Source organism: Micromonospora globbae, assembly GCF_003610785.1.
GTDB lineage: Bacteria > Actinomycetota > Actinomycetes > Mycobacteriales > Micromonosporaceae > Micromonospora > Micromonospora globbae.
This window is the reverse complement of sequence record NZ_RAQQ01000022.1, coordinates 32,205-56,253: the sequence shown is the minus strand read 5'-3', so window position 1 is coordinate 56,253 and position 24,049 is coordinate 32,205. Positions and strand designations below refer to the sequence as shown.

23 protein-coding genes are annotated in these 24,049 nt (G+C 73.7%); 16 read left to right on the top strand and 7 right to left on the bottom strand.

All coding sequences use genetic code 11. The annotated features are described in order from the left end of the window. Positions 1 to 171 precede the first annotated feature (171 nt). The 4 genes from D7I43_RS25650 (at position 172) to D7I43_RS25635 (ending at position 5,080) form a co-directional block, all read left to right on the top strand. Positions 172 to 1,134 (top strand): ComEA family DNA-binding protein, encoded by a 963-nt coding sequence (locus D7I43_RS25650; protein ID WP_120331132.1) that lies wholly within the window; start codon positions 172 to 174, stop codon positions 1,132 to 1,134. After that, complete coding sequence (locus tag D7I43_RS25645; RefSeq protein WP_192902271.1) at positions 1,131 to 3,521, top strand: ComEC/Rec2 family competence protein; 2,391 nt, start codon at positions 1,131 to 1,133, stop codon at positions 3,519 to 3,521. The genes D7I43_RS25650 and D7I43_RS25645 overlap by 4 nt, the downstream gene beginning before the upstream one ends. A 132-nt stretch (positions 3,522 to 3,653) precedes the next feature. Next, positions 3,654 to 4,634, top strand: coding sequence for a DNA polymerase III subunit delta (holA, locus tag D7I43_RS25640; RefSeq protein ID WP_120331131.1), 981 nt, complete (start codon positions 3,654 to 3,656; stop codon positions 4,632 to 4,634). Then, on the top strand, positions 4,631 to 5,080 hold the full coding sequence (locus D7I43_RS25635) for a hypothetical protein (RefSeq protein WP_240033147.1): 450 nt from the start codon (positions 4,631 to 4,633) through the stop codon (positions 5,078 to 5,080). Before holA ends, D7I43_RS25635 begins: the two co-directional genes overlap by 4 nt. A 153-nt stretch (positions 5,081 to 5,233) precedes the next feature. Here D7I43_RS25635 and rpsT read toward each other — a convergent pair whose 3' ends face one another. Both rpsT and D7I43_RS25625 read right to left on the bottom strand, forming a co-directional pair. Further along, positions 5,234 to 5,500 (bottom strand): 30S ribosomal protein S20, encoded by a 267-nt coding sequence (gene rpsT / locus D7I43_RS25630; RefSeq protein ID WP_120331130.1) that lies wholly within the window; start codon positions 5,498 to 5,500, stop codon positions 5,234 to 5,236. A gap of 314 nt (positions 5,501 to 5,814) precedes the next feature. After that, positions 5,815 to 6,810: a phosphotransferase family protein gene (locus D7I43_RS25625; protein WP_120331129.1), complete on the bottom strand. Its 996-nt coding sequence runs from the start codon at positions 6,808 to 6,810 to the stop codon at positions 5,815 to 5,817. A 172-nt stretch (positions 6,811 to 6,982) separates the two neighbouring features. Between D7I43_RS25625 and D7I43_RS25620 the strand changes: the two genes are divergently transcribed. The 8 genes from D7I43_RS25620 (at position 6,983) to D7I43_RS25585 (ending at position 14,716) form a co-directional block, all read left to right on the top strand. Continuing rightward, positions 6,983 to 7,519, top strand: coding sequence for a DUF4240 domain-containing protein (locus D7I43_RS25620; RefSeq protein WP_120331128.1), 537 nt, complete (start codon positions 6,983 to 6,985; stop codon positions 7,517 to 7,519). Between the two features lie 87 nt (positions 7,520 to 7,606). Then, complete coding sequence (gene lepA, locus D7I43_RS25615; RefSeq protein WP_120331127.1) at positions 7,607 to 9,484, top strand: translation elongation factor 4; 1,878 nt, start codon at positions 7,607 to 7,609, stop codon at positions 9,482 to 9,484. A gap of 306 nt (positions 9,485 to 9,790) precedes the next feature. Beyond that, positions 9,791 to 10,075 carry a GlsB/YeaQ/YmgE family stress response membrane protein gene (locus tag D7I43_RS25610; RefSeq protein WP_120331126.1) on the top strand — a complete coding sequence of 95 codons (285 nt, stop codon included), beginning with the start codon at positions 9,791 to 9,793 and terminating at the stop codon, positions 10,073 to 10,075. 232 nt (positions 10,076 to 10,307) lie between these two features. Further along, positions 10,308 to 10,595 carry a GlsB/YeaQ/YmgE family stress response membrane protein gene (locus D7I43_RS25605; RefSeq protein WP_120331125.1) on the top strand — a complete coding sequence of 96 codons (288 nt, stop codon included), beginning with the start codon at positions 10,308 to 10,310 and terminating at the stop codon, positions 10,593 to 10,595. 213 nt (positions 10,596 to 10,808) lie between these two features. Next, positions 10,809 to 12,098 carry a sugar ABC transporter substrate-binding protein gene (locus D7I43_RS25600; protein WP_120331124.1) on the top strand — a complete coding sequence of 430 codons (1,290 nt, stop codon included), beginning with the start codon at positions 10,809 to 10,811 and terminating at the stop codon, positions 12,096 to 12,098. After that, entirely contained in the window at positions 12,095 to 13,081 is a 987-nt protein-coding gene (locus tag D7I43_RS25595; protein ID WP_120331123.1) for a carbohydrate ABC transporter permease, read from the top strand. Before D7I43_RS25600 ends, D7I43_RS25595 begins: the two co-directional genes overlap by 4 nt. Beyond that, positions 13,078 to 13,908, top strand: coding sequence for a carbohydrate ABC transporter permease (locus tag D7I43_RS25590; RefSeq protein WP_120331122.1), 831 nt, complete (start codon positions 13,078 to 13,080; stop codon positions 13,906 to 13,908). Before D7I43_RS25595 ends, D7I43_RS25590 begins: the two co-directional genes overlap by 4 nt. A 166-nt stretch (positions 13,909 to 14,074) precedes the next feature. Then, positions 14,075 to 14,716, top strand: a complete 642-nt coding sequence (locus D7I43_RS25585) for an MOSC domain-containing protein (protein ID WP_120331121.1) — start codon at positions 14,075 to 14,077, stop codon at positions 14,714 to 14,716. A 130-nt stretch (positions 14,717 to 14,846) separates the two neighbouring features. Here the strand turns inward: D7I43_RS25585 and D7I43_RS25580 are convergent, their stop codons facing one another. From D7I43_RS25580 to D7I43_RS25570, 3 genes are all read right to left on the bottom strand, one after another. Further along, positions 14,847 to 15,752: a phytanoyl-CoA dioxygenase family protein gene (locus D7I43_RS25580; RefSeq protein WP_120331120.1), complete on the bottom strand. Its 906-nt coding sequence runs from the start codon at positions 15,750 to 15,752 to the stop codon at positions 14,847 to 14,849. A 219-nt stretch (positions 15,753 to 15,971) separates the two neighbouring features. Continuing rightward, positions 15,972 to 16,829, bottom strand: a complete 858-nt coding sequence (locus tag D7I43_RS25575) for a hypothetical protein (RefSeq protein WP_120331119.1) — start codon at positions 16,827 to 16,829, stop codon at positions 15,972 to 15,974. Between the two features lie 424 nt (positions 16,830 to 17,253). Beyond that, complete coding sequence (locus D7I43_RS25570) at positions 17,254 to 18,039, bottom strand: enoyl-CoA hydratase family protein (RefSeq protein ID WP_120331118.1); 786 nt, start codon at positions 18,037 to 18,039, stop codon at positions 17,254 to 17,256. A gap of 19 nt (positions 18,040 to 18,058) precedes the next feature. On the opposite strand from D7I43_RS25570, the gene hemW reads away from it, so the two are divergent. Continuing rightward, entirely contained in the window at positions 18,059 to 19,282 is a 1,224-nt protein-coding gene (gene hemW, locus D7I43_RS25565; RefSeq protein ID WP_192902276.1) for a radical SAM family heme chaperone HemW, read from the top strand. 40 nt (positions 19,283 to 19,322) lie between these two features. On the opposite strand, the gene D7I43_RS25560 is transcribed toward hemW, so the two are convergent. After that, positions 19,323 to 19,979: a DUF4870 domain-containing protein gene (locus D7I43_RS25560; RefSeq protein ID WP_120331117.1), complete on the bottom strand. Its 657-nt coding sequence runs from the start codon at positions 19,977 to 19,979 to the stop codon at positions 19,323 to 19,325. A 249-nt stretch (positions 19,980 to 20,228) separates the two neighbouring features. On the opposite strand from D7I43_RS25560, the gene hrcA reads away from it, so the two are divergent. The 3 genes from hrcA to D7I43_RS25545 all read left to right on the top strand — a co-directional run bounded on the left by hrcA (position 20,229) and on the right by D7I43_RS25545 (position 23,253). Then, the gene (gene hrcA, locus D7I43_RS25555) at positions 20,229 to 21,251 is read left to right on the top strand and encodes a heat-inducible transcriptional repressor HrcA (protein WP_120331116.1); all 1,023 of its coding nucleotides are present in this window, start codon (positions 20,229 to 20,231) and stop codon (positions 21,249 to 21,251) included. A 71-nt stretch (positions 21,252 to 21,322) separates the two neighbouring features. Then, positions 21,323 to 22,468 (top strand): molecular chaperone DnaJ, encoded by a 1,146-nt coding sequence (gene dnaJ, locus D7I43_RS25550; protein ID WP_192902275.1) that lies wholly within the window; start codon positions 21,323 to 21,325, stop codon positions 22,466 to 22,468. 50 nt (positions 22,469 to 22,518) lie between these two features. Beyond that, positions 22,519 to 23,253, top strand: coding sequence for a 16S rRNA (uracil(1498)-N(3))-methyltransferase (locus tag D7I43_RS25545; RefSeq protein ID WP_120331114.1), 735 nt, complete (start codon positions 22,519 to 22,521; stop codon positions 23,251 to 23,253). A 25-nt stretch (positions 23,254 to 23,278) separates the two neighbouring features. Here D7I43_RS25545 and D7I43_RS25540 read toward each other — a convergent pair whose 3' ends face one another. After that, complete coding sequence (locus D7I43_RS25540; protein ID WP_120331113.1) at positions 23,279 to 24,040, bottom strand: SDR family NAD(P)-dependent oxidoreductase; 762 nt, start codon at positions 24,038 to 24,040, stop codon at positions 23,279 to 23,281. Between the last annotated feature and the right edge of the window lie 9 nt (positions 24,041 to 24,049).

The following is a 24,049-nucleotide window of genomic DNA, read 5'->3' as shown; positions in this document are numbered from 1 at the left end:
CCGGGGTCGGCGGTCCCGTCCCGCGACGGCGGGGCGGGACCGCCTCCGGGCCCGTGTCCGGCTCATAGCAGACGGCGGCATGATCAGGGCGTTGTCCACAGGCGGCGGCGCCGTCCACAGGTGACGGTCCGGGACGCCCGCGCCGGGCGTGGATCGCCGTAGCGTCACGCCGTGTCACACGACGACGAATCCGTGGTACGCCGACGCCTGTGGCGGCTGGCCGGGCAGACGCCATCGGACAGCTCGCTCACCGGCGACCAGGCGCTTACGGGCGGTTCGGGGTTCTTGGCCGGTCCGGCGTTCGTGGCCGACTCGGCACGCGATATGGCCGGTGACGGCGGCGGTCCGCGCCGGGTCGGGGTGCCCGACGGGTACGCGGGCGACCCGCCCGGCCCCCTGCCGTCGGCATCGGCTCTGCGGGACGCCGTGACGGGCGACGACCCGGCGACCGCGCCGGAGTCCTCCGGCGGCCGCCGCCTTCCCGGTCCCGGCGCGTTCGACCCGGGGCGTCGCGGGGTGCGCGTCCTCGCCGCCGTCGCCGCGCTCGTGGTGCTGGGCGCCGGTTTCTGGGCGTGGCGGTCACGACCGCGGGCGGAGCCGGTGCCGGACACCGCCGCGCCGGCGGTCGGCACCGCGGTGCCGGTGGCCGAGGACGTCGCCGGATCCGGGGCGAGCCCGGCCGGTGAACTCGTCGTGGCGGTCGCCGGCAAGGTACGCCGCCCCGGCCTGGTGCGGCTGCCCGCGGGCGCTCGCCTCGCGGACGCGGTCGAGGCGGCCGGCGGGGCGCTGCCCGGGGTGGACGTGGCCCTGTTGAACCCCGCCCGCCGGGTGGCCGACGGCGAGCTGATCCTGGTCGGCGTGACCGCGCCGCCCGCCGCCGCGGGCCAGGTGCCGCCCGCACCCGGGGGCGCGCCGGCACCGGCCGGGATCCCCGGCGCCGGCGGGAAGCTCAACCTCAACACGGCGACCCTCGCGCAGCTCGACGCGCTGCCCGGGGTCGGCCCGGTGCTCGCCCAGCGCATCCTCACCCACCGTGAGCAGCACGGCGGCTTCCGGTCGGTCGGCGACCTGCGGCAGGTCGACGGCATCGGCGACGCCCGCTACGAGCAGCTCAAGGACCTGGTGACGGTGTGAGCACCCGCATCGCGGAGGTGTCGCCGCGGGACGACGGACCGGATCTGCGGCTGGCCGGATCGGCGGTCGCGGCGTGGCTCACCGCCCTGGCCGGGCTGCACCTCGGCGCGGGGGCCGCGCTGCTGCTCGCGGCACTCGGCGCGGTGTTCTCGGTCATCGGCGCGCTGCACCTGCTCCAGGTGCTCGGCCGGCCCACGACTCGCGTCCGGCGGTACGGCTGGATCGCCGTCGCGGTCGGCCTCGGCGTCGTCTGTGGCGGCGCGGCGACGGGCGCCCGGCTGGCCGTACGCGACGCCGATGCCCTGCGCGCGCTCGCCGAGCAACGGGCGAGCGTCACCGCCGACCTCGTGGTCCGCGACGACCCGCGGCCGATCCGGACCGCGCCCGGGCGTCCGGCCACCCTGCTCGTCGCCACGGACCTCGTCCGGCTCGCCGAGCGGGACGGCCCGCGGGTGGCCGCCCCGGTCCGGCTCCTCGTCCTCGCCACCGATCCCGCCTGGCGAGGGCTGCTGCCCGGGCAGCGGCTCAGCGCGCAGGGGCGCCTGGACGTCCCCCGGGGTGGCGACCTGACCGCCGTGGTGCTCGGCGCCACGGGCCCGCCCGTCCGGCACGGCTCGCCGTCGTGGGCGCAGCGGGCTGCCGGCTCGCTCCGCGCCGGGCTGCAACGCGCGTGCGCGCCCCTGCCCGACGAGCAGGGCGGCCTGCTGCCGGGGCTGGTGGTCGGCGACACCAGCCGGCTGCTGCCCACCGTCGAGGAGGACTTCCGGGCCACCGGCATGACACACCTGAACGCGGTCTCCGGCTCCAACGTGGCCATCGTCGTCGGTGCGGTGCTGCTCGTCGCGCGGTGGTGCCGGGCCGGTCCGTGGCTCGCCGCCGGGCTCTGCGGTGTCGCCCTCGTGGGTTTCGTGATCCTGGTGCGTCCGTCGCCCAGCGTGGTACGCGCCGCCACGATGGGCGCCATCGGGCTGGCCGCGCTGGCCGCCGGCCGTCCGCGTGCCGCCCTGCCGGCGCTGGCCGCGGCCGTCACCGTGCTGATCCTGGTGGATCCCGCGCTCGCCGGCGACGCCGGTTTCGCGCTCTCCGTACTGGCCACCGGTGGACTGCTGCTGCTCGCCCCGCGCTGGCGCGACGGACTGCGCCGCCGCGGCGTGCCGGCCGGCCTGGCCGAGGCGCTCGCGGTGCCGGCCGCCGCCCAGCTCGCCTGCGCACCGGTCGTGGCGGGAATCGCCGGCACGGTCAGCGTCGTCGCCGTGCCGGCCAACCTGCTGGCCGTACCGGCCATCGCCCCCGCCACGGTGCTCGGGGTGCTGGCCGCCGTGCTGTCACCGATCTGGCCGGCGGGCGCCGAGTTCGCCGCCTGGCTGGCGAGCTGGCCGGCGTGGTGGCTCGTGCTCGTGGCCCGGTACGGCGCTCGCCTGCCGGCGGGCACGCTGCCCTGGCCAGGTGGGGTGTGGGGAGCCCTGCTGCTGGCCGCGTCGACCGTGGCGCTGCTCGTCGCCATCCGGCGGCCCGTGGTGCGCCGGTTGGTGGCGGTCGTGGGCGTCGCGGCGGTCCTCGGTGCGGTGCCGGTCCGGCTGGTGGTCCGCGGCTGGCCGCCGTCCGGCTGGGTCGTGGTGGCGTGCGCCGTCGGCCAGGGCGACGCCGTGGTGCTCCCGGTGGCGTCCGGGCGAGCGGTGGTGGTCGACGCCGGCCCGGAACCGGCGGCCGTGGACGCCTGCCTGCGGCGGCTCGGAGTCCGGGAGGTGCCGCTGTTCGTGGTGAGCCACTTCCACGTCGACCACGTCGGTGGGGTCGCCGGCGTGTTCCGCGGCCGGCGCGTGGCGGCCGTGCTCACACCGGCGCTGACCGAGCCGGAGACCGGCCAGGCGCTGGTACGCGAGGCGGCCGACGGCGGCAACGCCCGGCTGCTCACCGCGACGGCGGGCACGACGTACCGGGCGGGCGGGGCGGAACTCGTCGTGCTCGGTCCGCCGTATCCGCTGCGCGGCACGCGCTCGGATCCGAACAACAACTCGCTGGTGCTGCGCGCGACCGTCCGGGGCGTACGGCTCCTGCTGCCCGGGGACGCCGAGACCGAGGAACAACGCGCGTTGCTGGACCGGGTGCCCCACGACGTGTTGCGGGCCGATGTGCTCAAGGTGGCCCACCACGGGTCGGCCTACCAGGATCCCGAGTTCCTCGACGCGGTCCGCCCGGCCGTGGCGCTCGTGCCGGTGGGCGCCGGCAACGACTACGGGCACCCCAGTCCCGGCCTGCTGGCGCGGCTGGCCCGCAACGGCGCCCGTGTGCTGCGGACCGACGTGGACGGCGATGTCGCCGCGGTGCGGCGGGACGGCGGGCTCGCGGTCGTCGCCCGAGGCTCACCGCCCGGTCGCCCGCCGTGACGCGGCCCGGACGCGGGGGTCTTGTGTCGCTGCATGGTGGATTGACATAAATGTCTGGATTCGCACTGACTGCGGGCTCCGCCGCCTGAGGCGTCGATGAGCAGGCACGATCCCGTTGCCGGGCGTGCGAATATGGGCGACGTGACCCCCGCCAGCCTCGCCCCCATTCTGCTGGTCCTCGGCGATGAGGAGCTGCTCGCCACGCGCGCCGTGACCGAAGCCGTCGCGAAGGCGCGCAGCGTCGACCCCGACGTGGACGTCCGCGAGTACCAGGCCGGCGCGCTCACCCCGGGGGAAATCGCCGAGATGCTCAGCCCGTCGCTGTTCGGCGGGCGGCGGCTGCTCGTGCTGCGCTCCGGCCAGGACGCCCGCAAGGACCTGGTGGCGGCCCTGCTGGCGTACGCGAAGAACCCCGACCCCGAGGTGCAACTGGTCGTGCTGCACCTCGGCGGGGCCAAGGGGAAGGCGTTCGCCGACGGGCTGAAGGCGGCCGGCGCGACGGTGGTGCCGGCCGCGAAGCTGAAGGGGCACCGCGACCGGGTGGCCTTCGTCCGCGACGAGATCCGCCGGGGCGGCGGCACGTGCACCGAGAGCGCCGCCGAGGCGTTGCTCGCGGCGGTCGGCAACGACCTGCGGGAACTGGCCGCCGCCTGCTCCCAGTTGATCGCCGACACCGACGGGCGCATCGGCGCCGACACGGTCGCCCGGTACTACCGGGGTCGGGTGGAGGTGAGCGGCTTCACGGTCGCCGACGCCGCCATGGTCGGCGACGTCCCGGCCGCGCTGGAGGCGCTGCGGTGGGCGCTGCACGTCGGCGTCGACCCGGTGCCGATCGCCGACGCCCTGGCCGACGGCGTACGGACGGTGGCCCGGGTCGCGTCCGCCGGCCGGGGCAGCCCGTACCAGCTGGCGGGCACCCTCGGCATGCCGGCCTGGAAGATCGAGCGGGCGCAGCGGCAGAGCCGGGGCTGGACGCCGGAGGGGCTGGTCCGCGCCATGCAGGTCGCCGCCGAGTGCAACGCGGCCGTGAAGGGCGGCTCCGACGACCGTGCGTACGCCCTGGAGCGGGCCGTCTTCTCCGTGGCGGCCGCCCGGCGGGGTGGCGCCCCGTGAGCGGACCGGTCCGCACGGCGTGGGCCACCATCCCGGCCGACGAGGATCAGTACCGCCCGCTGTACGCGCGGGTGCTCGGGTTGCGGTTCGTCAACCCGGGCGGCGTGCTCTGCTTCCTCTTCTTCGAAGGCGTGATCGCGCTGGCGGCGCTGCTCGCCCTCGCCGAGCTGGTCAGCTGGTGGGCCGTCGTGATCCTGCCCGCAACGGTCGCGGTCATGGTGAAGCTCAACGACATGGTGGCCGCCGTCGTGGTCCGGTCCGCGGCGCTCGTACCCGAGCAGGAGCGCGACCGGTTCCGGCGGCAGATGGAGCCCGTGGTGGGCCGCGCGCGGGTCGAGTGGATCACCCACAGCGTGCCCGGCGTCGTCGTGTCCGTCGATCCGTCCGCTCCGGCGGTCCGGTCCGACGCTCCGACGAGCAGCCGGCCGGGTCGCGAGCCCTCCTGATCCGGCACGTGGCGGCGCTGACGCCGACAGGGGAGTGGACGCCCGCCCTCGTCCACCGCGGACCCGTCACCGGCCACAGCTCGGGAAACAGACAGCCGGAAGCCCCCGAGGCAGTGGCCCGGGGGCTTCCGGCGAGGTCTGTCGCCGCCTGGGTCAGGCGGAGAACGACGCGACGCGCTTGGCGATCGCGGACTTGCGGTTGGCGGCCTGGTTGGCGTGGATCACGCCCTTGCTGACGGCCTTGTCGAGCTTGCGCGAGGCGTCCCGCATGAGGGCGGTGGCCTGCTCGACGTCGCCAGCCTCGGCGGCCTCGTGGAACTTGCGGATGGCGGTCTTCAGCGACGACTTGACCGACTTGTTACGCAGCCGGCGCTTCTCGTTCTGCCGGTTGCGCTTGATCTGGGACTTGATGTTCGCCACGCGACAGCCTCGTCTTGATAGCTCGGGTTGGTCAGCTTCTCCGCACGACGAGCATGCGTCATCGCCGCGCGAAGAGCCAGGTTACCAGGTCGGCCGGGACGAGCCAAAACGGCGGGGGTGCGACAGCCGTCCGGCCCTGGAGAGCGGCCCGACCCGCGCCGCGACCGCGGTCCACCGCCGCGACAGCCGCCCAGCCCCGCGACGTGCCCAGGTTCGCCCCGACCGCGCCCAGGTCCGGCCCGCGACGTGCCCAGGTCCGCCCCGACCGTGCCCAGGTCCGTCCCGCGTCGCACCCGGGTCCGCCCCGACCGTGGTCAGGCCCAGCCCTGCCGGCGGGCGAGCCAGGCGAGCGCCTGCTCGCCGCTGTAGCGCTGGTGGGCGCGCAGCGACGCGGAGGCCGTCGGTGGTGCCGCCGCGGCGCCGGTCAGAAAGTACCCGGCCAGCGCGGCGAGGGTGGCGTCCAGCGCGTCCGGCGGGGCGTCGGCCGCGGCCGGGTGACGCGCGAAGAGGGCGTCGGCGTCCAGCCCGCTGGCGTACGCGGTGATCAGCAGGGTCGTCAGGTCGAACCAGGCCGGCCCGTGGCAGAGCCAGGTCCAGTCGCAGAGCCAGGCCCGCCCGTCGCCACCCACGAGGACGTTGTCGAGGCGGAGGTCGCCGTGGATCAGCCCGGTGCCGCGGGCGGCGTACGGCGGGAGGCGCGACTCCAGCGCGACGAGTTCGGGCAGCCGGCCGCGCGCGGCGGCGGGCAGCGGTGGCGCCGGCTCCCGGCCGGCGGCGACCTCGCCCCACCAGAGGATGTCGTCGCGGGCCAGGTCGGCGAGGTGGGGCAGGCCCAGCGCGACCAGGCCGGCCGGCGGGTCGGCGAGGGCGGCCGTGACCTCGGCGTACGCGGCGAGCGTCGCGGTCAGCTCGGCCGGGTCCCAGGGCAGCCGGGGCGTCCGGCCGTCGATCGCCTCCTGCGCGACGGCGAACCAGCCGGCGACGCTCAGCGTCCAGCGGGGGCGGGGCGCCGGGAGGCCGGCCGGGAGCCGTTCGAGGACGGCGGCCTCCCGCGCGTACCAGTCGACGAGGTGCGGTTGACCGGCGGCGGGCGCGGCCTTCACGAAGGCCCGCTCGCCGGCGGCGGTGTCGAGCACGCCGGCGAAGCCCCGGGTGAAGCCGGCGCCGGCGGTGCGGACAGCGACCACCGGGGCGCCCAGCCGGTCGGCGAGGGCGGTCCGCAGCGCCCCCGGCAGCTCGTCCCAGTGGGGGCGCCGGGCCGTCGCGTCGTACGGTACGGGGGGTGGTGACGGCGCGGGCACGCCGTCCATGCTGCCCCCTCGCCGAGCCCCGGGCGACACGACGCGGCGTGACCGGCCACCGACGACGCGGCACCCCGGCCGGCGTGACCGGCCACCGCGGCGGCGCCCCGGCCGACGTGACGCGCCACGGCCGCGCCCGGGAGACGGCACCGGCGCGACCGGTCTGGGAGACTGCCAGGCCATGAGGACCGACGACTTCTGGCAGTTGATCGACCAGGCCCGGGCCGGCGGTGGGGGAGAGGCCCACGCGGTGGCCGCCCGGGCGGTGGCGCTGCTGGCCGAGCGTGACCCGGCCGAGATCGTCGGGTACGCGCGGCACCAGGCGCGGGTGCTGGCCGCCTCCTACACGGCCGACCTCTGGGGCGCCGCCTACCTCGTCAACGGGGGCGCCTCCGACGACGGCTTCGCGCACTTCCGGGGCTGGTTGATGACCCAGGGCCGGGCGGTCTTCGCCCGGGCGGTCGCCGATCCGGACTCCCTCGCCGAGCTGCCCCGGATCCGGTCGGCCGCGCTCACCGGTGAGGAGTTCGGGTCGGAGGAGATGCTCGCGGTGCCCGGTGAGGCGTACCGCAAGGCGACCGCCACCGACCTGCCGGCGCAGCCCGACCCGGTCGTGGCGCCGGACCTCGACGACTTCTGGGACTTCGACGACGAGGACGAGGCCCGGCGGCGGCTGCCGCGGCTCGCCGCGCTGTTCGTCGAGCCGCCGCAGGAGTGATCCGACCGCGCCCGGGAGGGCGTGGGAGCATAGAGGGGGCCGGCTCCGCGCCGGCCTGCTCACGTCAGCCGACCAGAACGGACAGCTGTGCCACCGACGCTCGATTCCGGCGCGAACGCTCCTGGTGCCACCGACCCGGCCCGCATCAGGAACTTCTGCATCATCGCCCACATCGACCACGGGAAGTCGACCCTGGCCGACCGGATGCTGCAGCTCACCGGTGTGGTCGACCCGCGGCAGATGCGCGCCCAGTACCTGGACCGGATGGACATCGAGCGTGAGCGCGGCATCACGATCAAGAGCCAGGCCGTCCGGATGCCGTGGACGATCCGCGAGGGTGAGCGGGCCGGCGAACAGGCCGTGCTCAACATGATCGACACCCCCGGCCACGTCGACTTCACCTACGAGGTGTCCCGGTCGCTGGCCGCCTGCGAGGGCGCCATCCTGCTGGTGGACGCCGCGCAGGGCATCGAGGCGCAGACGCTCGCGAACCTCTACCTGGCGCTCGAGAACGACCTGCACATCATCCCGGTCCTCAACAAGATCGACCTGCCGGCGGCCCAGCCCGAGAAGTACGCCGAGGAGCTGGCCCACCTGATCGGCGGCGACCCCGCGGACTGCATCAAGGTCTCCGGCAAGACCGGCGAGGGTGTGCCGCACCTGCTCGACGAGATCGTCCGGCAGTTCACGCCGCCGGTCGGCGTGGCCGACGCGCCGGCCCGCGCGATGATCTTCGACTCGGTGTACGACGTGTACCGCGGCGTGGTCACGTACGTCCGGGTGGTCGACGGCCGCATCAGCGCCCGCGACCGGATCAAGATGATGTCCACCGGCGCCACCCACGAGCTGCTGGAGATCGGCGTCATCTCGCCGGAGATGGAGAAGGCCGACGCGCTCGGCGTCGGCGAGGTGGGCTACCTCATCACCGGTGTGAAGGACGTCCGCCAGTCGCGGGTCGGTGACACGGTGACCATCAACGCCAACCCGGCCTCGGAGCCGCTGGGTGGGTACAAGGACCCGAAGCCGATGGTCTACTCGGGCCTCTACCCGATCGACGGGTCCGACTACCCCAACCTGCGCGACGCGCTCGACAAGCTGAAGCTCAACGACGCCGCGCTGACCTACGAGCCGGAGACCTCCGGCGCGCTCGGGTTCGGGTTCCGCTGCGGCTTCCTCGGCCTGCTCCACCTCGAGATCATCCGGGAGCGGCTGGAGCGGGAGTTCAACCTCGACCTCATCTCCACGGCACCGAACGTGGTCTACCGCGCCGTGCAGGAGGACGGCCGGGAGGTCGTGGTCACCAACCCGAGCGAGTACCCGACCGGCAAGATCGCCGAGGTGTACGAGCCGACGGTGCGGGCCACCGTGCTGACGCCGAACGACTACGTGGGCGCGGTGATGGAGCTCTGCCAGGGGCGGCGGGGGACGCTGCTGGGCATGGACTACCTGTCCGCCGACCGGGTGGAGCTGCGCTACACGCTGCCGCTCGCCGAGATCATCTTCGACTTCTTCGACCAGCTCAAGAGCCGTACCAAGGGCTACGCCTCGCTCGACTACGAGCCCTCGGGCGAGCAGTCGTCGGACCTGGTCAAGGTGGACATCCTCCTGCACGGCGAGCCGGTGGACGCGTTCAGCGCCATCGTGCACAAGGACAAGGCGTACAACTACGGCGTCTCGATCGCCGCGAAGCTGCGCAACCTGATCCCGCGGCAGCAGTTCGAGGTGCCGATCCAGGCGGCGATCGGCACCCGCGTGATCGCCCGGGAGACGATCCGCGCGATCCGCAAGGACGTGCTCGCCAAGTGCTACGGCGGTGACATCAGCCGTAAGCGCAAGCTGCTGGAGAAGCAGAAGGAAGGCAAGAAGCGGATGAAGATGGTGGGCCGGGTGGAGGTCCCCCAGGAGGCCTTCATCGCCGCCCTCTCCTCCGACTCCGGCGACGCCAAGGGCGGCGGGAAGAAGTAGCCGACGGCCGGCACCGGCCCGGGCCGCGACCAGCGTGGTCGCCGGCCTCCGGACGGTGCCGGCCGTCGCCGTACGCCGCTGCGGCGGGAAAATTTTCTACGGCTCCCGGCGTCCGGCCGGAGACCGTCCACACCGTGCGCGACCTGGGTGGACGGTGCGGCCGGCGAAATTGCGCCGACGGTTTCGCATTGACGTCCGCCGACCTTGTTGCCCGCCGCCGGTTTGGCGTTCTCGCGGCTCGGGAACTTAGCGCCCACGACAGGAAGCACACACCTCGTGTGAACACATTCTTGAAGGAGGGCGACCGTGGAGCTGACCGTTTGGGGCATCATCACCGCGCTCATCGTCGGTCTGATCGTCGGGGCGCTGGGCCGTCTGGTCGTTCCGGGACGGCAGGACATGCCGATGTGGCTGCACATGCTGATCGGTGTGGGCGCCGCGCTGCTCGGCACGGTGCTGGCGCGGGCGCTGGGCATCGCGACGGAGACCGCCGGGATCGACTGGGGTGAGTTGCTGGTGCAGGTCGTGCTGGCGGCCATCGCGGTGGCGCTGGTGGCCGGCGTGGGCCGACGCCGCAGCGTGACGCGGTAAACGACCGCGGCGCGCCGTACGACCAGAGTTCCGTCACGGGCGTCCCGACCGGCAGGTCGGGCGCCCGTCGGCGTGTGGTGTGCCGGAAACATGCTGGTACGCGCATGTCGGGCGACAGTGTCCCGGAAAGCCGGTTTGCCGCTCACGCCGATCGGGAACCTTGGCGGTCAGGACAGGAAGCAACGACGAACGAGACGACTGTCAAGCAGGACTGTCGAGAAGGAGGGCGACCGTGGAGCTGACCGTTTGGGGCATCATCACCGCGCTCATCGTCGGTCTGATCGTCGGGGCGCTGGGCCGTCTGGTCGTCCCGGGCCGCCAGGACATGCCGATGTGGCTGCACATGCTGATCGGTGTGGGCGCCGCGCTGCTCGGCACGGTGCTGGCGCGGGCGCTGGGCATCGCGACGGAGACCGCCGGGATCGACTGGGGTGAGCTGCTGGTGCAGGTCGTGCTGGCGGCCATCGCGGTGGCGCTGGTGGCCGGCTTCGGCCGACGCCGCAGTGTCACGTACCGGTAATCCCCACCCGCACACACGAAGGGCGCCCCGCCAACCGGCCGGGCGCCCTTCGTGTGGATGCCGCCGGATTCGTCCCCGCCGGGAGACTGCCCCGCGTCGCCCACCTGCGGTACGGTCGCGTCGCCTCGCCGGCCACCACTGTCGTAAAGGATTTTTTCCTACTAAGGTGCGGCGGAGAAGGTTAGTGCCAGGCGGCCCGAGGGGAGATGTGGCGTGAACAGGTGGAAGCGGCTGGCCCCGGTCACCGCCGTGGTGGCTTCGGCCGCGATGGTGCTGGCCGGTTGCGGCGGCGGCGGTGACGAGAACGCGGGCGACACCAGCAAGCTGACGGTCTGGATGATGGGCGAGGGCAGCGAGGAGCAGACGAAGTTCCTCGACGGCGTCGAGGCCGAGTTCCGGCAGAAGCACCCGGACACCGACGTGGTGGTGCAGTACATCCCGTGGCTGGAGGCGCCGAAGAAGTTCCAGGCCGCCCTCGCCGGCGGTGAGGGGCCGGACGTCACGGAGCTGGGTAACACCGAGACGCAGGGCTGGGCGGCGCAGGAGGCGCTGGCCGACATCAGCGACCGCATGAACGGCTGGGCCGACGGCAAGGACCTCCTGCCGGACCTGGTGCGCAACGCCCAGCTCGACGGCAAGCAGTACGGCGTGCCGTGGTACGCCGGCGTCCGGGGGATCTACTACCGCACCGACTGGTTCGCCGAGGCCGGTGTGAAGCCGCCGACCACGTGGGACGAACTCGTGAGCGCGGCCAAGGCCGTGCAGGCCAAGAAGCCCAACACGTACGGCATCGCCGTGCCCGGGAACTCCGAGCTGCCCTTCTACTCCTTCCTCTGGGCGGCGGGCGCGGAGATCGCCACCGAGCAGAACGGCACCTGGAAGTCGGGCTACACCACGCCCGAGGCGCAGCGGGCGGTCAAGTTCTGGACCGACCTGGTGACCGTGCACAAGGTGGCCCCGCCGGCGGCGGCCGGGTGGAACGAGATCGACGCCCGGACCCAGTTCGCCACGGGCAAGGCGGCCATGGCCTTCGCCGGCAGCTGGCAGCAGGGCGCCATCAAGAAGGACAACCCGGAGATCGAGAAGGTCTGGGGCACGTTCCCGATCCCCGGCCCGGACGGCAAGCCGGCGCCCGCGTTCGCCGGTGGCTCGGACATCGCGATCTGGCAGGACAGCGAGCGGCAGGACCTGGCCTGGGACTACGTGACCGTCCTGCTGAACAAGAAGAACGCCCAGACGTTCGCCGACAGCCTCGGCTTCTTTCCCGTCTACCGGGACCTGGTTGGCGGCTCCAAGTACACCGATGACAAGATCATGTCGGCGTTCGCGACCGCGATGCAAAACACGAAGGTCACGCCGCTCACCCCGAAGTGGGTGGAGGTCAGCCGTACCAAGACGGTGACGCAGGCGATGAACAGCTCGGTCATGAAGGGTCAGAAGACGGTCGAGAAGGCTACCGCCGACGCGGCCGCCGAGATGGAAAGCATCCTCAACGCCAAGTGACCACGCTGACCGAGGCGCCGGAGACGCCCGCCGCGCGGGAGATCCCCGTGCGGCGGCGTCGCCCGGTCGACCGCCTGCCCTACCTGCTGCTCCTGCCGTGCCTGGTCGTCATCGGCGTCCTGCTGCTCTGGCCGCTCGGCCAGGTGGTGGTCATGTCGTTCCACCAGCTCAACAACGTCCGGCAGCTGCGCGGCGACCGGGAGTGGCCGTGGGTCGGGCTCGGGAACTACACCCAGATCCTGGGTGACCCGTTCTTCCTCACGGTGCTGCGCAACACCGTGCTCTTCGCGGTCGCCAACGTGGTGCTCACCATGATCCTCGGCACCCTCGTCGGCCTGCTGCTCAACCGCCTCGGCCGCAAGATGGCCACGTTCGTGGCCAGTTGCGTCATGCTCGCCTGGGCCACCCCGGCGCTGACCGGCACGATCGTCTGGAAGTGGATCTTCGACGACACCAGCGGGCTGGTCACCTGGCTGTTCAACGCCCTGCCCGACGGCGTGTCCGAGACGCTCTTCGGGCGCAGCGACTGGACCGGGTACGGCTGGTTCAACTCCCCGCTGCTGTTCTTCTCGATCCTGACGCTGGTGGTGGTCTGGCACTCGTTCCCGTTCATCGCGGTCAGCGTGCTCGCCGGGTTGAAGAGCGTCCCGAGCGAACTGCACGAGGCCGCCCGGGTCGACGGCGCGGGCCCGTGGCGGGTCTTCTGGCGGATCACCTTCCCCCTGCTGCGCCCCGTCTTCGGGATCCTGATCGTCCTCTCCACGATCTGGGACTTCAAGGTGTTCACGCAGCAGTTCGTCCTGGCCGGCGGCACCCAGGACCGGCCGACGTTCATGCTCTCGATCTACTCGTACGCGGAGGCCTTCTCGCCCCCGCCGAAGTACGGCCTCGGCGCGGCCATCGCGGTGATCCTCACGCTGATCCTGCTCGTGGTGACCGGCGTCTACGTGCGGATGGTGCTCAAGCAGGAGGACGAGTCGTGAAGAAGGTGGCCCTCAACGGCGCCGGGCTGCTGGTGGCGCTCTTCGCGGCCTTCCCCGTCTACTGGATGATCGCCACATCCCTGAAGCCCAGCCGGGACATCTTCGCCAGCACGCCCCAGCCGGTGCCGGCCCACCCCACGCTCGACCACTACCGGGAGATCCTCACCGGGAACCTGATCCCCGGGGTGACCTTCGCCGACTTCTTCCTCAACAGCGCGCTCGTCGCCGTCACGACCGTGGTCCTCAGCGGGCTGGTCGCGCTGCTGGCGGCCACCGCCGTGGCCCGGTTCCGGTTCCGGCTGCGCACCAGCTTCCTGATCATGCTGCTCGTCGTGCAGATGATCCCGCTGGAGGCGCTCGTCATCCCGCTCTTCCTGATGATCCAGCGGCTCGGGCTCTACAACACCCTGCCCAGCCTGATCCTCACGTACCTCGGTTTCTCGCTGCCGTTCGCGGTGTGGATGCTGCGCGGCTTCGTCGCGGCGGTGCCCAAGGAACTGGAGGAGGCGGCGGCCATCGACGGCGCGAGCCGGGCGCAGATCTTCCGGCGGGTCCTCTTCCCGCTGGTCGCCCCCGGGCTCGTGGCGACCAGCATCTTCTCCTTCATCACCGCCTGGAACGAGCTGATCTTCGCGCTCACGTTCATCAACGACCAGGACCGCTACACCCTGCCCGTCGCCATGACGTTCTTCTTCGGGCGCGACGACACGGCCTGGGGCCCGGTGATGGCGGCGTCCACCCTGTTCACCCTCCCGGTGATCGTCTTCTTCCTGCTCGTGCAGCGGCGGATGGTCTCCGGGCTGGTGGCGGGGGCCGTCAAGGGCTGACAGCGGCTGTCGTCAAGGGCCGACACCGCGGGTCGTCAAGGGCTGACGGCGGGGGTCGTCAAGGGCCGACGGCGGGGGTCGTCAAGGTCGACGGCGGCGGACCCCGCCGTCGACACCGCCCCGCTCGCCGCCGCACCGACCCGCGCCGAGGGCTAGGCTGGCCGCCATGACGGGCAGGGTGGTGGCGGTGAACCTCGGTGTGGTCACCGAGGCGGACTGGGCCGGCGACGCGAGCGGTCGCAGCGGCATCGACAAGCGGCCCGCCGAGGGCCCGGTGCTCTTCCGCGGCGACGGCGTGACCGGCGACTTCATCGGCGAGCGCGCCCACCACGGCGGCCCCGACCAGGCGGTCTACGCGTACGCGGAGGAGGACGCCGGCTGGTGGGCGGCCGAGCTGGGCCGGCCCGTGCGGCCCGGCAACCTCGGCGAGAACCTCACGACGTACGCGGTGGACGTGACCGGTGCGGTGATCGGCGAGCAGTGGCTGGTCGGGTCCGCCCTGCTCCAGGTGACCAAGCCCCGTACGCCGTGCACCACGTTCGCCGGCTTCTGGGGCGTGCCCGACCTGATCAAGCGGTTCACGGCGCGGGCGATGCCCGGGGCGTACCTGCGGGTGCTGCGGGAGGGGGAGGCGGCCGCCGGCGATCCGGTGCGGGTGGTCGAGCGGCCCGCGCACGGGGTGACGATCGGCGAGGTGTTCCGGGCGCTGAACCTGGAACCGGAGCTGCTGCCCCGGTTGCTGGACGCCGCCGACCTGCCGGAGTCGCTACGGGAGAAGGCGCGCCGCCGCCTCGGGAGCCGGGTCTGACGGCCGCCTCGTGAGCCCGGTCTGACGCCCAGCGCCGGTTCCGGTGCCGAGCGCCGGATCTGGGACCGGCGCACGCGAAGGGCCCCCTGTCGCGCCGTGGGCGTCGACAGGGGGCCCTCAAGCTACGCGATCAGCGGAGCCAGGGGATGTTGCGGTCGAGAAGGCCGCGCTCCTTGAGCTCCTTGCGCAGCGGGATCTCGTCGTCGATGTAGCCGTCCCAGTTGATGCCCCAGTAGTTCGCGGTGTGCGTGCCCTCACCGCAGAGCTGGCGCTGCACCGGCGTGCGGTTGGCCCACCACTCGCCGTCCTTGTCGATGTGCAGCTCGTCAAGCGGCCGGATCCACCGGTAGGTGTAGCCGATGAAGAGCATCTTGCGGGTGATGTTCGACAGGTTCGTCGACCGGGAGTGCCACTGGCGACGGTCGAAGATGAACGCGTCACCCGGGTTCGCGGTGATCTCCACCGTGCCCTCCGGGTCCGGGTTGTGCACGGTCAGGTCGTCCGGGCGGGGCAGCGAGTTCCACAGGTGGCTGCCCGGGATGACCTTGGTGGCGCCGCGCCCGGTCTCCGACAGGTCGGAGAGCACGTAGGCGACCTTCAGCGAGAACATCGGCCGCGGGACGCTCGGGTCCATGGTCTCCGGGTCGGAGTTCTGCCGGTACCCGTCCTGGTGCCAACCCCAGTACGGCTTCTCCGGCTCAAGCGCCGGCGGCGTCACGTCGAGGTGGTTGTGGTGGGTGTAGATGTTCCACCCGGCCAGGCCCCACATGTACGGGAAGGTGATCGGGTGGGTGAGCAGCTCGCCGAAGAGCTCGTCCCGCTCGACGAAGCCCAGCAGGTGCAGGGTGCCGTCCTTCGTCGTGTTGCCCTTGGCCTTCTCCTCGGCGTAGACGCGGTCGACCGCCGCCTCCAGCGCCGCCCGGTGGTCCTCCGTCAGGACATTGCGCAGCAGGAGAAAGCCCTGCTCGTGGAACTCCTTGCGGTCAGTGTCGCTGATCGGTTCGTAACCGGTCCGGCCGCCGTAGTCGAACGCCACGTCGTACCCCTCCCCATGAGGTGAACCCACTTCTGGCACAGGCCGCCGATCGTAACGCGCCCAGCCGTGGGCCCGGGAGGGCGAGGAGGCGGCCTTCCGCCGGTTCGGGACCTTCGGAAACCGTACGGACACGCATCGTCATGGGCAAGGCGCGTTATAGGCCAGCACGCCCGAATTGACGGATTGTGCGATGACTGAGGGTAGGGAAATCCGGGTCGATCAACTGTCGGCGTAGACCTCGGCGACCACGCGCGCCTCCGACTCCCCGCCCACCGCGGTCCAGGAGCCCTTGCGCGCGGTCCACTCGAGGTCGCCGAAGCGCACCCGCTTCACCCCGTGGTCCCTGGCGTGCGAGACGAGCCAGTGGGCGTACCGCCAGCCGTCCCGCTGGTCGGCGGCCGCGAGCGTGAGCCCGGTCAGATCCGTCGGCACGTCGTCGCCCGGCAACCCCCAGTCGAGGGCGAGGTTCCGGGTCAGGGCGGCCACGGCCGTGGCGCCCCGCATCACCGGCGTGCCCATCAGCGTGCACGCCACGGCGCCGGTCGCGTCGCCCAGCAGCGCCCGCGCGAGCACGGCCGACTCGTCGGCCCACTTCTGGTACGCCTCGGGGAAGGCGGAGCGCTGCACGCGCTGGGCCGCGTCGGTGATCCGCATCCGCTCCCAGCCCCGGACCTTCTTGAGCGCCGTGTAGAACCGCCTGGCCGCGTACCGCGGGTCGCGGATCTCCTGCGGGCTGCCCCAGCCCTGGCTGGGACGCTGCTGGAACAGGCCGATCGAGTCGCGGTCACCGTCCGGGAGGTTGCGCAGGCCCGACTCCTGGTAGGCGGTCGCCAGCGCGACCACCACGGCCCGCTCCGGCATGCCGAGCTGCGCCCCGATGGCCGCGATCGTCGCCGCGTTGGCCATCTGGTCGGCGTCGAGCACCACGCGGCCGTCGGCCTGCACCGTGCAGGTCCGGCTGGTCAGCGGCAGGCGCAGCTCACCGCCGATGCGCCGGACGAGGACAAGGGCGCCGACCACGGCGAGCAGGACGAGAGCCACGCCGCCGGCCACCACCGCCCGAGTTCGCACCCACACCCCCTGTTCGACAGTTTGCCAAGCGTACGTCCCTCGTCGGCCCTCCCGGGGCCGTCCGGCCGGTTCGGGCCGGCCGGGCCGGGTACCGCATTCCCGCCCCGGCTGCGGTCTCACCCGCACGGATCGCACCGGCGTCCGGTGCGTCCGGTGACGGCGGGATGGCCCCTCCTCGTGGCCCGGCCAGGAGATCACCGTCCCCGGCGAGAGCACCGTACGTGCCGGTGGCCGGCCCTGTCACGAGCGTCACCGAGGGTGATCGCCAGGAGGCCGTCGACCGGTCACGGGGCTGCCTCCGACCGGGCTTCGTACATCACCGGCGCGGTCGGCGGCGGCGCGACCGTGACCCGGGCCGCGACCCCGGGGTTCCCGACCCGCCGCCGCACGTCCCGGACGGGTGATCCGGCGCCGCCGGACCGCCCGGGCGTCAGTCGTCCGCGGGCACCCACCGGGCCGGCCGCTTCTCCCGGAACGCCAGCACGCCCTCGCGCCCCTCGTCGGAGAGGAAGTAGCGGGTCGACAGGGCGCCCAGCTCGGCGATCTCGGTGCGCAGGTCGCCGGGGGCGGGCCGGCGCAGCAGCTCCTTGGCGCCGGCGAGCGCCCCCGGCGCGCCCCGGACCAGCGAATCGCAGTACCGCCGCACCGCCGCGTCCAGCCCGTCGGCGGGCACCGCCGCGGTGACGAGGCCGATCTCGGCGGCCCGGCGGCCGTCGAACGTGTCTCCCGTGAGGTACAGCTCGGCCGCCGCGCGCGGCGCCAGCCGGGGCAGCACGGTCGCCGAGATCACCGCCGGCACCACGCCGATCCGTACCTCGGTGAACGCGAACGTCGCCTCCTCGGCGCAGACCGCCACGTCGGCCGCGGCGATCAGCCCCAGGCCGCCGGCGCGTGCCGGGCCGGCCACCCGGGCCACCACCGGCTTCGGGCACTCCCAGACGGCGGCCAGCACGTCGCCGAGCATGCCGGCCGGCACCGTCCCGCTGGCGTACGCGGCGGCCGTCTCCTTGAGATCCGCGCCGGAGCAGAAGACCGGACCGGTGTGGTCGAGCACGACGACCCGGACGGACTCGTCGGCGACCGCGTCGGCCAGGCCGGCGAGCAGCTGCGTCATCAGCGGCGTGGAGAGCGCGTTGCGGTTGTGCGGGCTGTCGAGGGTGAGGGTGGTCACCCCACGGGCCGTCGCGACCCGCACGAGCGCGTCGGGAGAGGTCATGCCGGGCACACTAGTGGCCATGCCCGGCGTCCTTCCAGAAGGCGAGCCCGTCCCCGTCGACGGCTCGCTGCCCGCCACGGCGCTCCGCGAGGTCGGCGCGCGGGGCTTCGGGGTGTACGTCCACGTGCCCTTCTGCGCCAGCCGCTGCGGCTACTGCGACTTCAACACCTACACGGCCGCCGAGCTGGGCGGGGGTGCCACCCGTGAGGAGTACGCCGAGACCGTCCTGGCCGAGCTGCGCCTCGCCGCCCGCGTGCTCGGCGACGCCCCGCCCGGGCGGGTGGAGACCGTCTTCGTGGGCGGGGGCACCCCGACGCTGCTCCCCGCCGACGACCTGGCCCGCATCCTCGACGGCATCGACCGCACCTGGGGGCTCGCCGCCGACGCCGAGGTGACCACCGAGGCCAATCCGGAGTCAGTCACCCCCGACTCCCTCAAGGCGCTGCGGGCGGCCGGCTACACCCGGATCTCGCTGGGCATGCAGTCCGCCGCGCCCGGGGTGCTGGCGGTCCTCGACCGCCGGCACAGCGCCGGGCGGGCCACCGCCGCCGCGCGGGAGGCGCGCGACGCCGGCTTCGACCACGTCAACCTCGACCTCATCTACGGCACGCCCGGCGAGCGCCCCGAGGACTTCGCCCGCTCGCTGGACGAGGTGGTCGCGGCCGGGGTGGACCACGTCAGCGCGTACGCCCTGATCGTCGAGGACGGCACCCGGCTCGCCGCCCGGATGCGCCGCGGCGAGCTGCCGTACCCCGACGACGACGTGGCCGCGGACCGCTACCTGGCCGCGGAGGCCGCGCTCGGCGGGGCCGGCTTCTCCTGGTACGAGGTCTCCAACTGGGCGCGCACGCCGGCCGCCCGCTGCCGGCACAACCTGCTCTACTGGACCGGCGGCGACTGGTGGGGGCTCGGGCCGGGGGCGCACAGCCACGTCGGCGGGGTGCGCTGGTGGAACGTCAAGCACCCGGCGGCGTACGCCCAGCGGCTCGCGGAGGGGCGCTCGCCCGGCCTCGCCCGGGAGGTGCTCACCCCGGACGAGGCCCACATGGAGGACGTGATGCTGCGCCTGCGTCTCGCGTCGGGGCTGCCGCTGGACGCGCTGGATCCCGCCGGGCGGGCCGGCGCGGAGCGGGCGCTCGCCGACGGTCTGCTGGCCCCGGCCGAGTACGCGGCCGGCCGCGCCGTGCTCACCCTGCGCGGCCGGCTCCTGGCCGACGCCGTCGTCCGGGACCTGCTTCCCTAACGGCCGGGCTCCGGCCGGCCGGGGGAGCGGCCGACCGAGGTCACTTGATGAAGCTCGCCGACATCGGGTAGCGGTAGGTCGTGCCCTCGTTGGCCCGCATGCCGGCGACGATGCCGAACACGATCTGGATCACCACGACGGCGATGCTCGGCAGGAACAGCAGGCACCAGCTCACGAAGAGCAGGACGAAGGCGATGGCCGACCACAGGATCTGGAAGTTCAGCGCGGCCACCGCGTGCGCCCGTACGGTCGGGGACTGCTGCCCGCGGGCCAGGTAGGCGATCAGCGGGCCGACGAAGCCGAGCGGGCCGAAGCTGATCAGGGCGCCGACGGCACCGCCGAAGTGGGCGACCAGGGCCCACGTCTTGTCCTCGTTGTTGGCGTAACCGGCGGGCGGGCCGTAGCCGCCGGCCGGGTAGCCCGCTCCCGGTGGCGGGTAGCCGGGGCCCGGCGGCGGGTACCCGCCCGGTGGGGGATAGCCGCCCGGTGGGGGATAGCCGCCGGACGGCGGCTGGTCCCCGGCGGGCGGCGGATAGCCACCGGGCGGGGGATAGCCAGCCGGTCCCGGCGCGCCGGACAGTGGTGCGGTGGGCGGCTCGTCCGCGGCGGACGGGCCGGGTGCTGCCGGCGGCTGGGTCGGGTCCGACGGGTGTTCGTCGGGGTGACCACCGCCGGGAGGGCGAGGTGGTTCAGTCATGGACGTCACGGTAGGGGCCGTCCGCAACGGCACGCCAGGGCGACACCGCCGGGTCGGACCGGCCGTTCGGCCGAGTGCGACCGGAGGCGCCGGGCGCCGTGACGTGGCCGGGGGCGCACCGACGGTGCGTCGTTGATCATCGCGTCGGCGGCCCCGCCGACGTAGACTGGCACTCGCTACAGTCGAGTGCCAGGAACGCCGCCCGCGGTGCCGAGCGCCGGGGGCCGATGCGCGTAGGAGGTGGGGAGGATGGGTCTCGACGACCGCAAGCTCGCCGTGCTCCGCGCGATCGTCGAGGACTACGTCGCGACCCAGGAGCCGGTCGGCAGCCGAGCGCTGGTCGAGCGGCACCAACTCGGGGTCTCCCCGGCGACGGTCCGCAACGACATGGCGGTGCTCGAGGAGGAGGGCTACATCCGGCAGCCGCACACCAGCGCCGGACGGGTGCCCACCGACCGCGGCTACCGGCTCTTCGTCGACCGCCTGTCGAAGGTCAAGCCGCTCAGCCCGGCCGAGCGCCGGGCCATCGAGCGCTTCCTGGTCGGCGCGGTCGACCTCGACGACGTGGTGCACCGCACGGTGCGCCTGCTGGCCCAGCTGACCCGGCAGGTGGCCGTCGTGCAGTACCCGAGCCTCGCCCGCTCGTCGGTCCGGCACCTGGAGCTGGTGCCGATCTCCACCACGCGGCTGATGCTCGTCATGATCGCCGACACCGGCCGGGTCGAGCAGCGGCTCGTGGAGATGCCGGCGCCGATCCTCGCCGACGACGTCACCGACATGCGCCGGCTGGTCAACGAGAAGCTGGTCGGCACCCGCCTGTCCGAGACGCCGCCGCTGGTGCAGGCGCTGGTCGACGAGGCCAGCCCCGACCGGCGGCCGGCCATGGCCGCGCTCTCCAGCGTGCTGCTGGAGACGCTGGTCGAGCGGCACGAGGAGCGGATCGCGTTGGCCGGCACGGCCAACCTGGCCCGCAGCGGGCTGCTCGACTTCCAGGGCTCGCTGCGACCGATCCTCGAGGCCCTCGAGGAGGAGGTCGTGCTGCTCAAGCTGATCGGCGAGGTCGAGCCGAGCACGATGCGCGTCCGTATCGGCGACGAGAACGAGATCGACAACCTGCGCGCCGCCTCCGTGGTGAGCACCGGCTACGGGCCGGGCTCGACGATCGTCGGTGGTCTCGGTGTGCTGGGGCCGACCCGGATGGACTACCCCGGCACCATCGCCACGGTGAGGGCCGTGGCACGCTACGTGGGCGACCTGCTGGCCCAGAACTAGGCAGTACCGTCCGGCGGGCTTGCCGCCGGCGGCCGGCGCAACGCGAGACGAACATGAGGACACGGAACGCAGTGGCCAGGGACTACTACGGCATTCTCGGCGTGAGCCGGGACGCCTCCGACGACGAGATCAAGCGCGCCTACCGCAAGCTGGCGCGCAAGTACCACCCGGACGTCAATCCGGACCCGGAGGCCCAGGAGAAGTTCAAGGACATCAACGCCGCGTACGAGGTCCTCTCGGACGACCGGAAGCGGCAGATCGTCGACCTCGGCGGCGACCCGCTCGCTCCGGGCGGCGGCGGTCCCGGTGGCGCGGGCGGCCCCGGCGGCGCCGGTCCGTTCGTCGGGTTCCAGGACATCATGGACGCGTTCTTCGGCGGCGCCGCCGGAGGCTCGCGCGGTCCCCGGCCGCGTACCCGCCCCGGCGCCGACGCCATCCTGCGCCTGGAACTGGACCTGCACGAGACCGCGTTCGGCGTCGAGGCGCCCATCACCGTCGACACCGCCGTCCTGTGCACCACCTGCTCCGGCGCGGGAACCGCCGCGGGCACCCACCTGGCCACCTGCGAGGCGTGCGGGGGCCGCGGCGAGGTGCAGTCGGTCCAGCGCACCTTCCTCGGCCAGGTCGTCTCCGCCCGGCCCTGCACCGTCTGCCAGGGGTACGGCACCACCATCCCGCACCCCTGCCCGACCTGCGCGGGCGACGGCCGGGTACGCACCCGGCGTTCGCTGACCGTGAAGATCCCGGCCGGCGTCGAGGACGGGATGCGGATCCGCCTGGCCCAGCAGGGCGAGGTGGGTCCGGGCGGTGGCACCGCCGGCGACCTCTACGTGGAGATCCACGAGCGCCCGCACGACGTGTACTCCCGCAAGGGCGACGACCTGCACTGCCGCGTCACGGTGCCGATGACGGCGGCCGCGCTGGGCACCCGGCTGACCATCAAGACGCTGGACAGCGAGGAGACCGTCGACGTCAAGCCCGGCACCCAGCCGGGCAGCACGCTGCGGCTGCGCGCGCGGGGCGTGCCGCACCTGCGCGGCACCGGCCGGGGCGACCTCTACGTCCACCTCGACGTGCGGACGCCCACCAAGCTCGACGCCGATCAGGAGCGCATGCTGCGCGAGTTCGCCAAGACCCGGGGCGAGGAGGTCGCCGAGCTGACCAAGCAGGGCGGCTTCTTCTCCCGGATGCGGGACGCCTTCAACGGCCACGCCTGAGCGGCCGGCTCGCCGTCCCGGCCCGTGCCGCGGCGGCTAGCCTGTTGACCGTGTCCGCGCCGCTCTTCCTGGTCGACTCGCTGCCCACCGCCAACTCGCTGACCCTCGGCGGTCCCGAGGGGCACCACGCGGCCACCGTGCAACGGCTGCGGGTGGGCGAGGAACTGCTGCTCGCCGACGGCCGGGGCGGCACGGCCACCGCCGTGGTCACCGCCGTCGGCCGGGGCAGCCTGGAACTGGAGCTGACCTCCCGGGGGTACGTGGACGCGCCCGTCCCGCGGCTCGTCGTGGTGCAGGGCATCGCCAAGGGTGACCGGGGCGAGCTGGCCGTGCAGGCGATGACCGAGGTCGGGGTCGACGAGATCGTGCCGTGGGCGGCGTCCCGCTCGGTCGCGCAGTGGCGCGGCGACCGGGGCGTACGCGCCCGGGAGAAGTGGGTGGCGACCGCCCGGGAGGCGGCCAAGCAGGCCCGGCGGCCGTGGCTGCCCGTGGTGGCCGGGTCGCCCGACGAGTCGACCGACCGGGTGGCCCGGCGCATCGGCGGGGCCGCGGGCGCGTTCGTGCTGCACGAGGAGGCCGACGACCGGCTGACCACCGCGCCGCTGCCCGACACCGGTGAGATCGTGCTGGTGGTCGGCCCGGAGGGCGGCATCGCCCCGGCCGAGCTGGAGGCGTTCGCGGCGGCCGGCGCCCGCCCCGTACGCCTCGGCCCGTCGGTCCTGCGCACCTCGACGGCCGGCGTCGCCGCCCTGAGCGTGCTGGCCACCCGCCTCTCCCGCTGGTGACCCGTCCGCCCGGGCCGGGTGCGGGTCAGGTGCGCAGGTAGGACGCGCCGTTGAGGTCGACGATGGTGCCGGAGGCCCACTCCGCCTCGGGGGAGGCGAGCCAGTGGACCGCCGCGGCGATCTCCTCCGGGCGGGCCACCCGGTTGAACGGACTCTGCGCCCGGACGGCCGCGCCCCGCTCGGCCTTCAGGTGCTCGTTGGTCATGTCGGTCTCGACGAAGCCGGGCGCGACGGTGGCCACCGCGATGCCGTACGGGGCCAGCGCCACCGCCAACGACTGGGCCATGGCGTTCATCCCCGCCTTGCTCGCCCCGTACGCGGGGTTGGCCGGCTCACCGCGGAACGCGCCCCGGGACGAGACGTTGACGATCCGGCCACCCCGGTCGCGCATGTGCTGCGCGGCGCACCAGGCGGCGTTGGCCGCGCCGAGCAGGTTCGTGTCGAGCACCTCGCGCCAGCGCTGCCGCCACTGCTCGTAGCTGCTGCCGAAGACCGGGTGCGGCGGGTCGGCGGGCCCGAACACGCCCGCGTTGTTCACGAGCACGTCCAGCCCGCCGAGCAGCCCGGCGGCCTCGTCCACCATCGCCTTGACGGCGTCCGGGTCGGCGAGGTCGGCCCGGACCACCACGTGGCCCTCGCCGGGCAGCTCCGCCCGCAGCTCGTCGGCGAGCTTCGCCGAGTCCCGGTGGTGGATCGCCACCCGGTCGCCGCCGGCCGCGAACGCCCTCACCACGGCCCGCCCGATGCCGCGCGAGCCTCCCGTCACCAGTACCGCCCGTGAAGTCACGCGCGCCAT

Excerpts from the sequence above, each read along its gene's own strand:
- holA (WP_120331131.1), top strand. The coding sequence starts at position 3,654 with ATGGGCGACGTGACCCCCGCCAGCCTCGCCCCCATTCTGCTGGTCCTC.
- D7I43_RS25625 (WP_120331129.1), bottom strand. The coding sequence starts at position 6,810 with ATGGACGGCGTGCCCGCGCCGTCACCACCCCCCGTACCGTACGACGCG.
- D7I43_RS25620 (WP_120331128.1), top strand. The coding sequence starts at position 6,983 with ATGAGGACCGACGACTTCTGGCAGTTGATCGACCAGGCCCGGGCCGGC.
- D7I43_RS25585 (WP_120331121.1), top strand. The coding sequence starts at position 14,075 with ATGACGGGCAGGGTGGTGGCGGTGAACCTCGGTGTGGTCACCGAGGCG.
- D7I43_RS25570 (WP_120331118.1), bottom strand. The coding sequence starts at position 18,039 with ATGACCTCTCCCGACGCGCTCGTGCGGGTCGCGACGGCCCGTGGGGTG.
- hemW (WP_192902276.1), top strand. The coding sequence starts at position 18,059 with ATGCCCGGCGTCCTTCCAGAAGGCGAGCCCGTCCCCGTCGACGGCTCG.
- D7I43_RS25560 (WP_120331117.1), bottom strand. The coding sequence starts at position 19,979 with ATGACTGAACCACCTCGCCCTCCCGGCGGTGGTCACCCCGACGAACAC.
- hrcA (WP_120331116.1), top strand. The coding sequence starts at position 20,229 with ATGGGTCTCGACGACCGCAAGCTCGCCGTGCTCCGCGCGATCGTCGAG.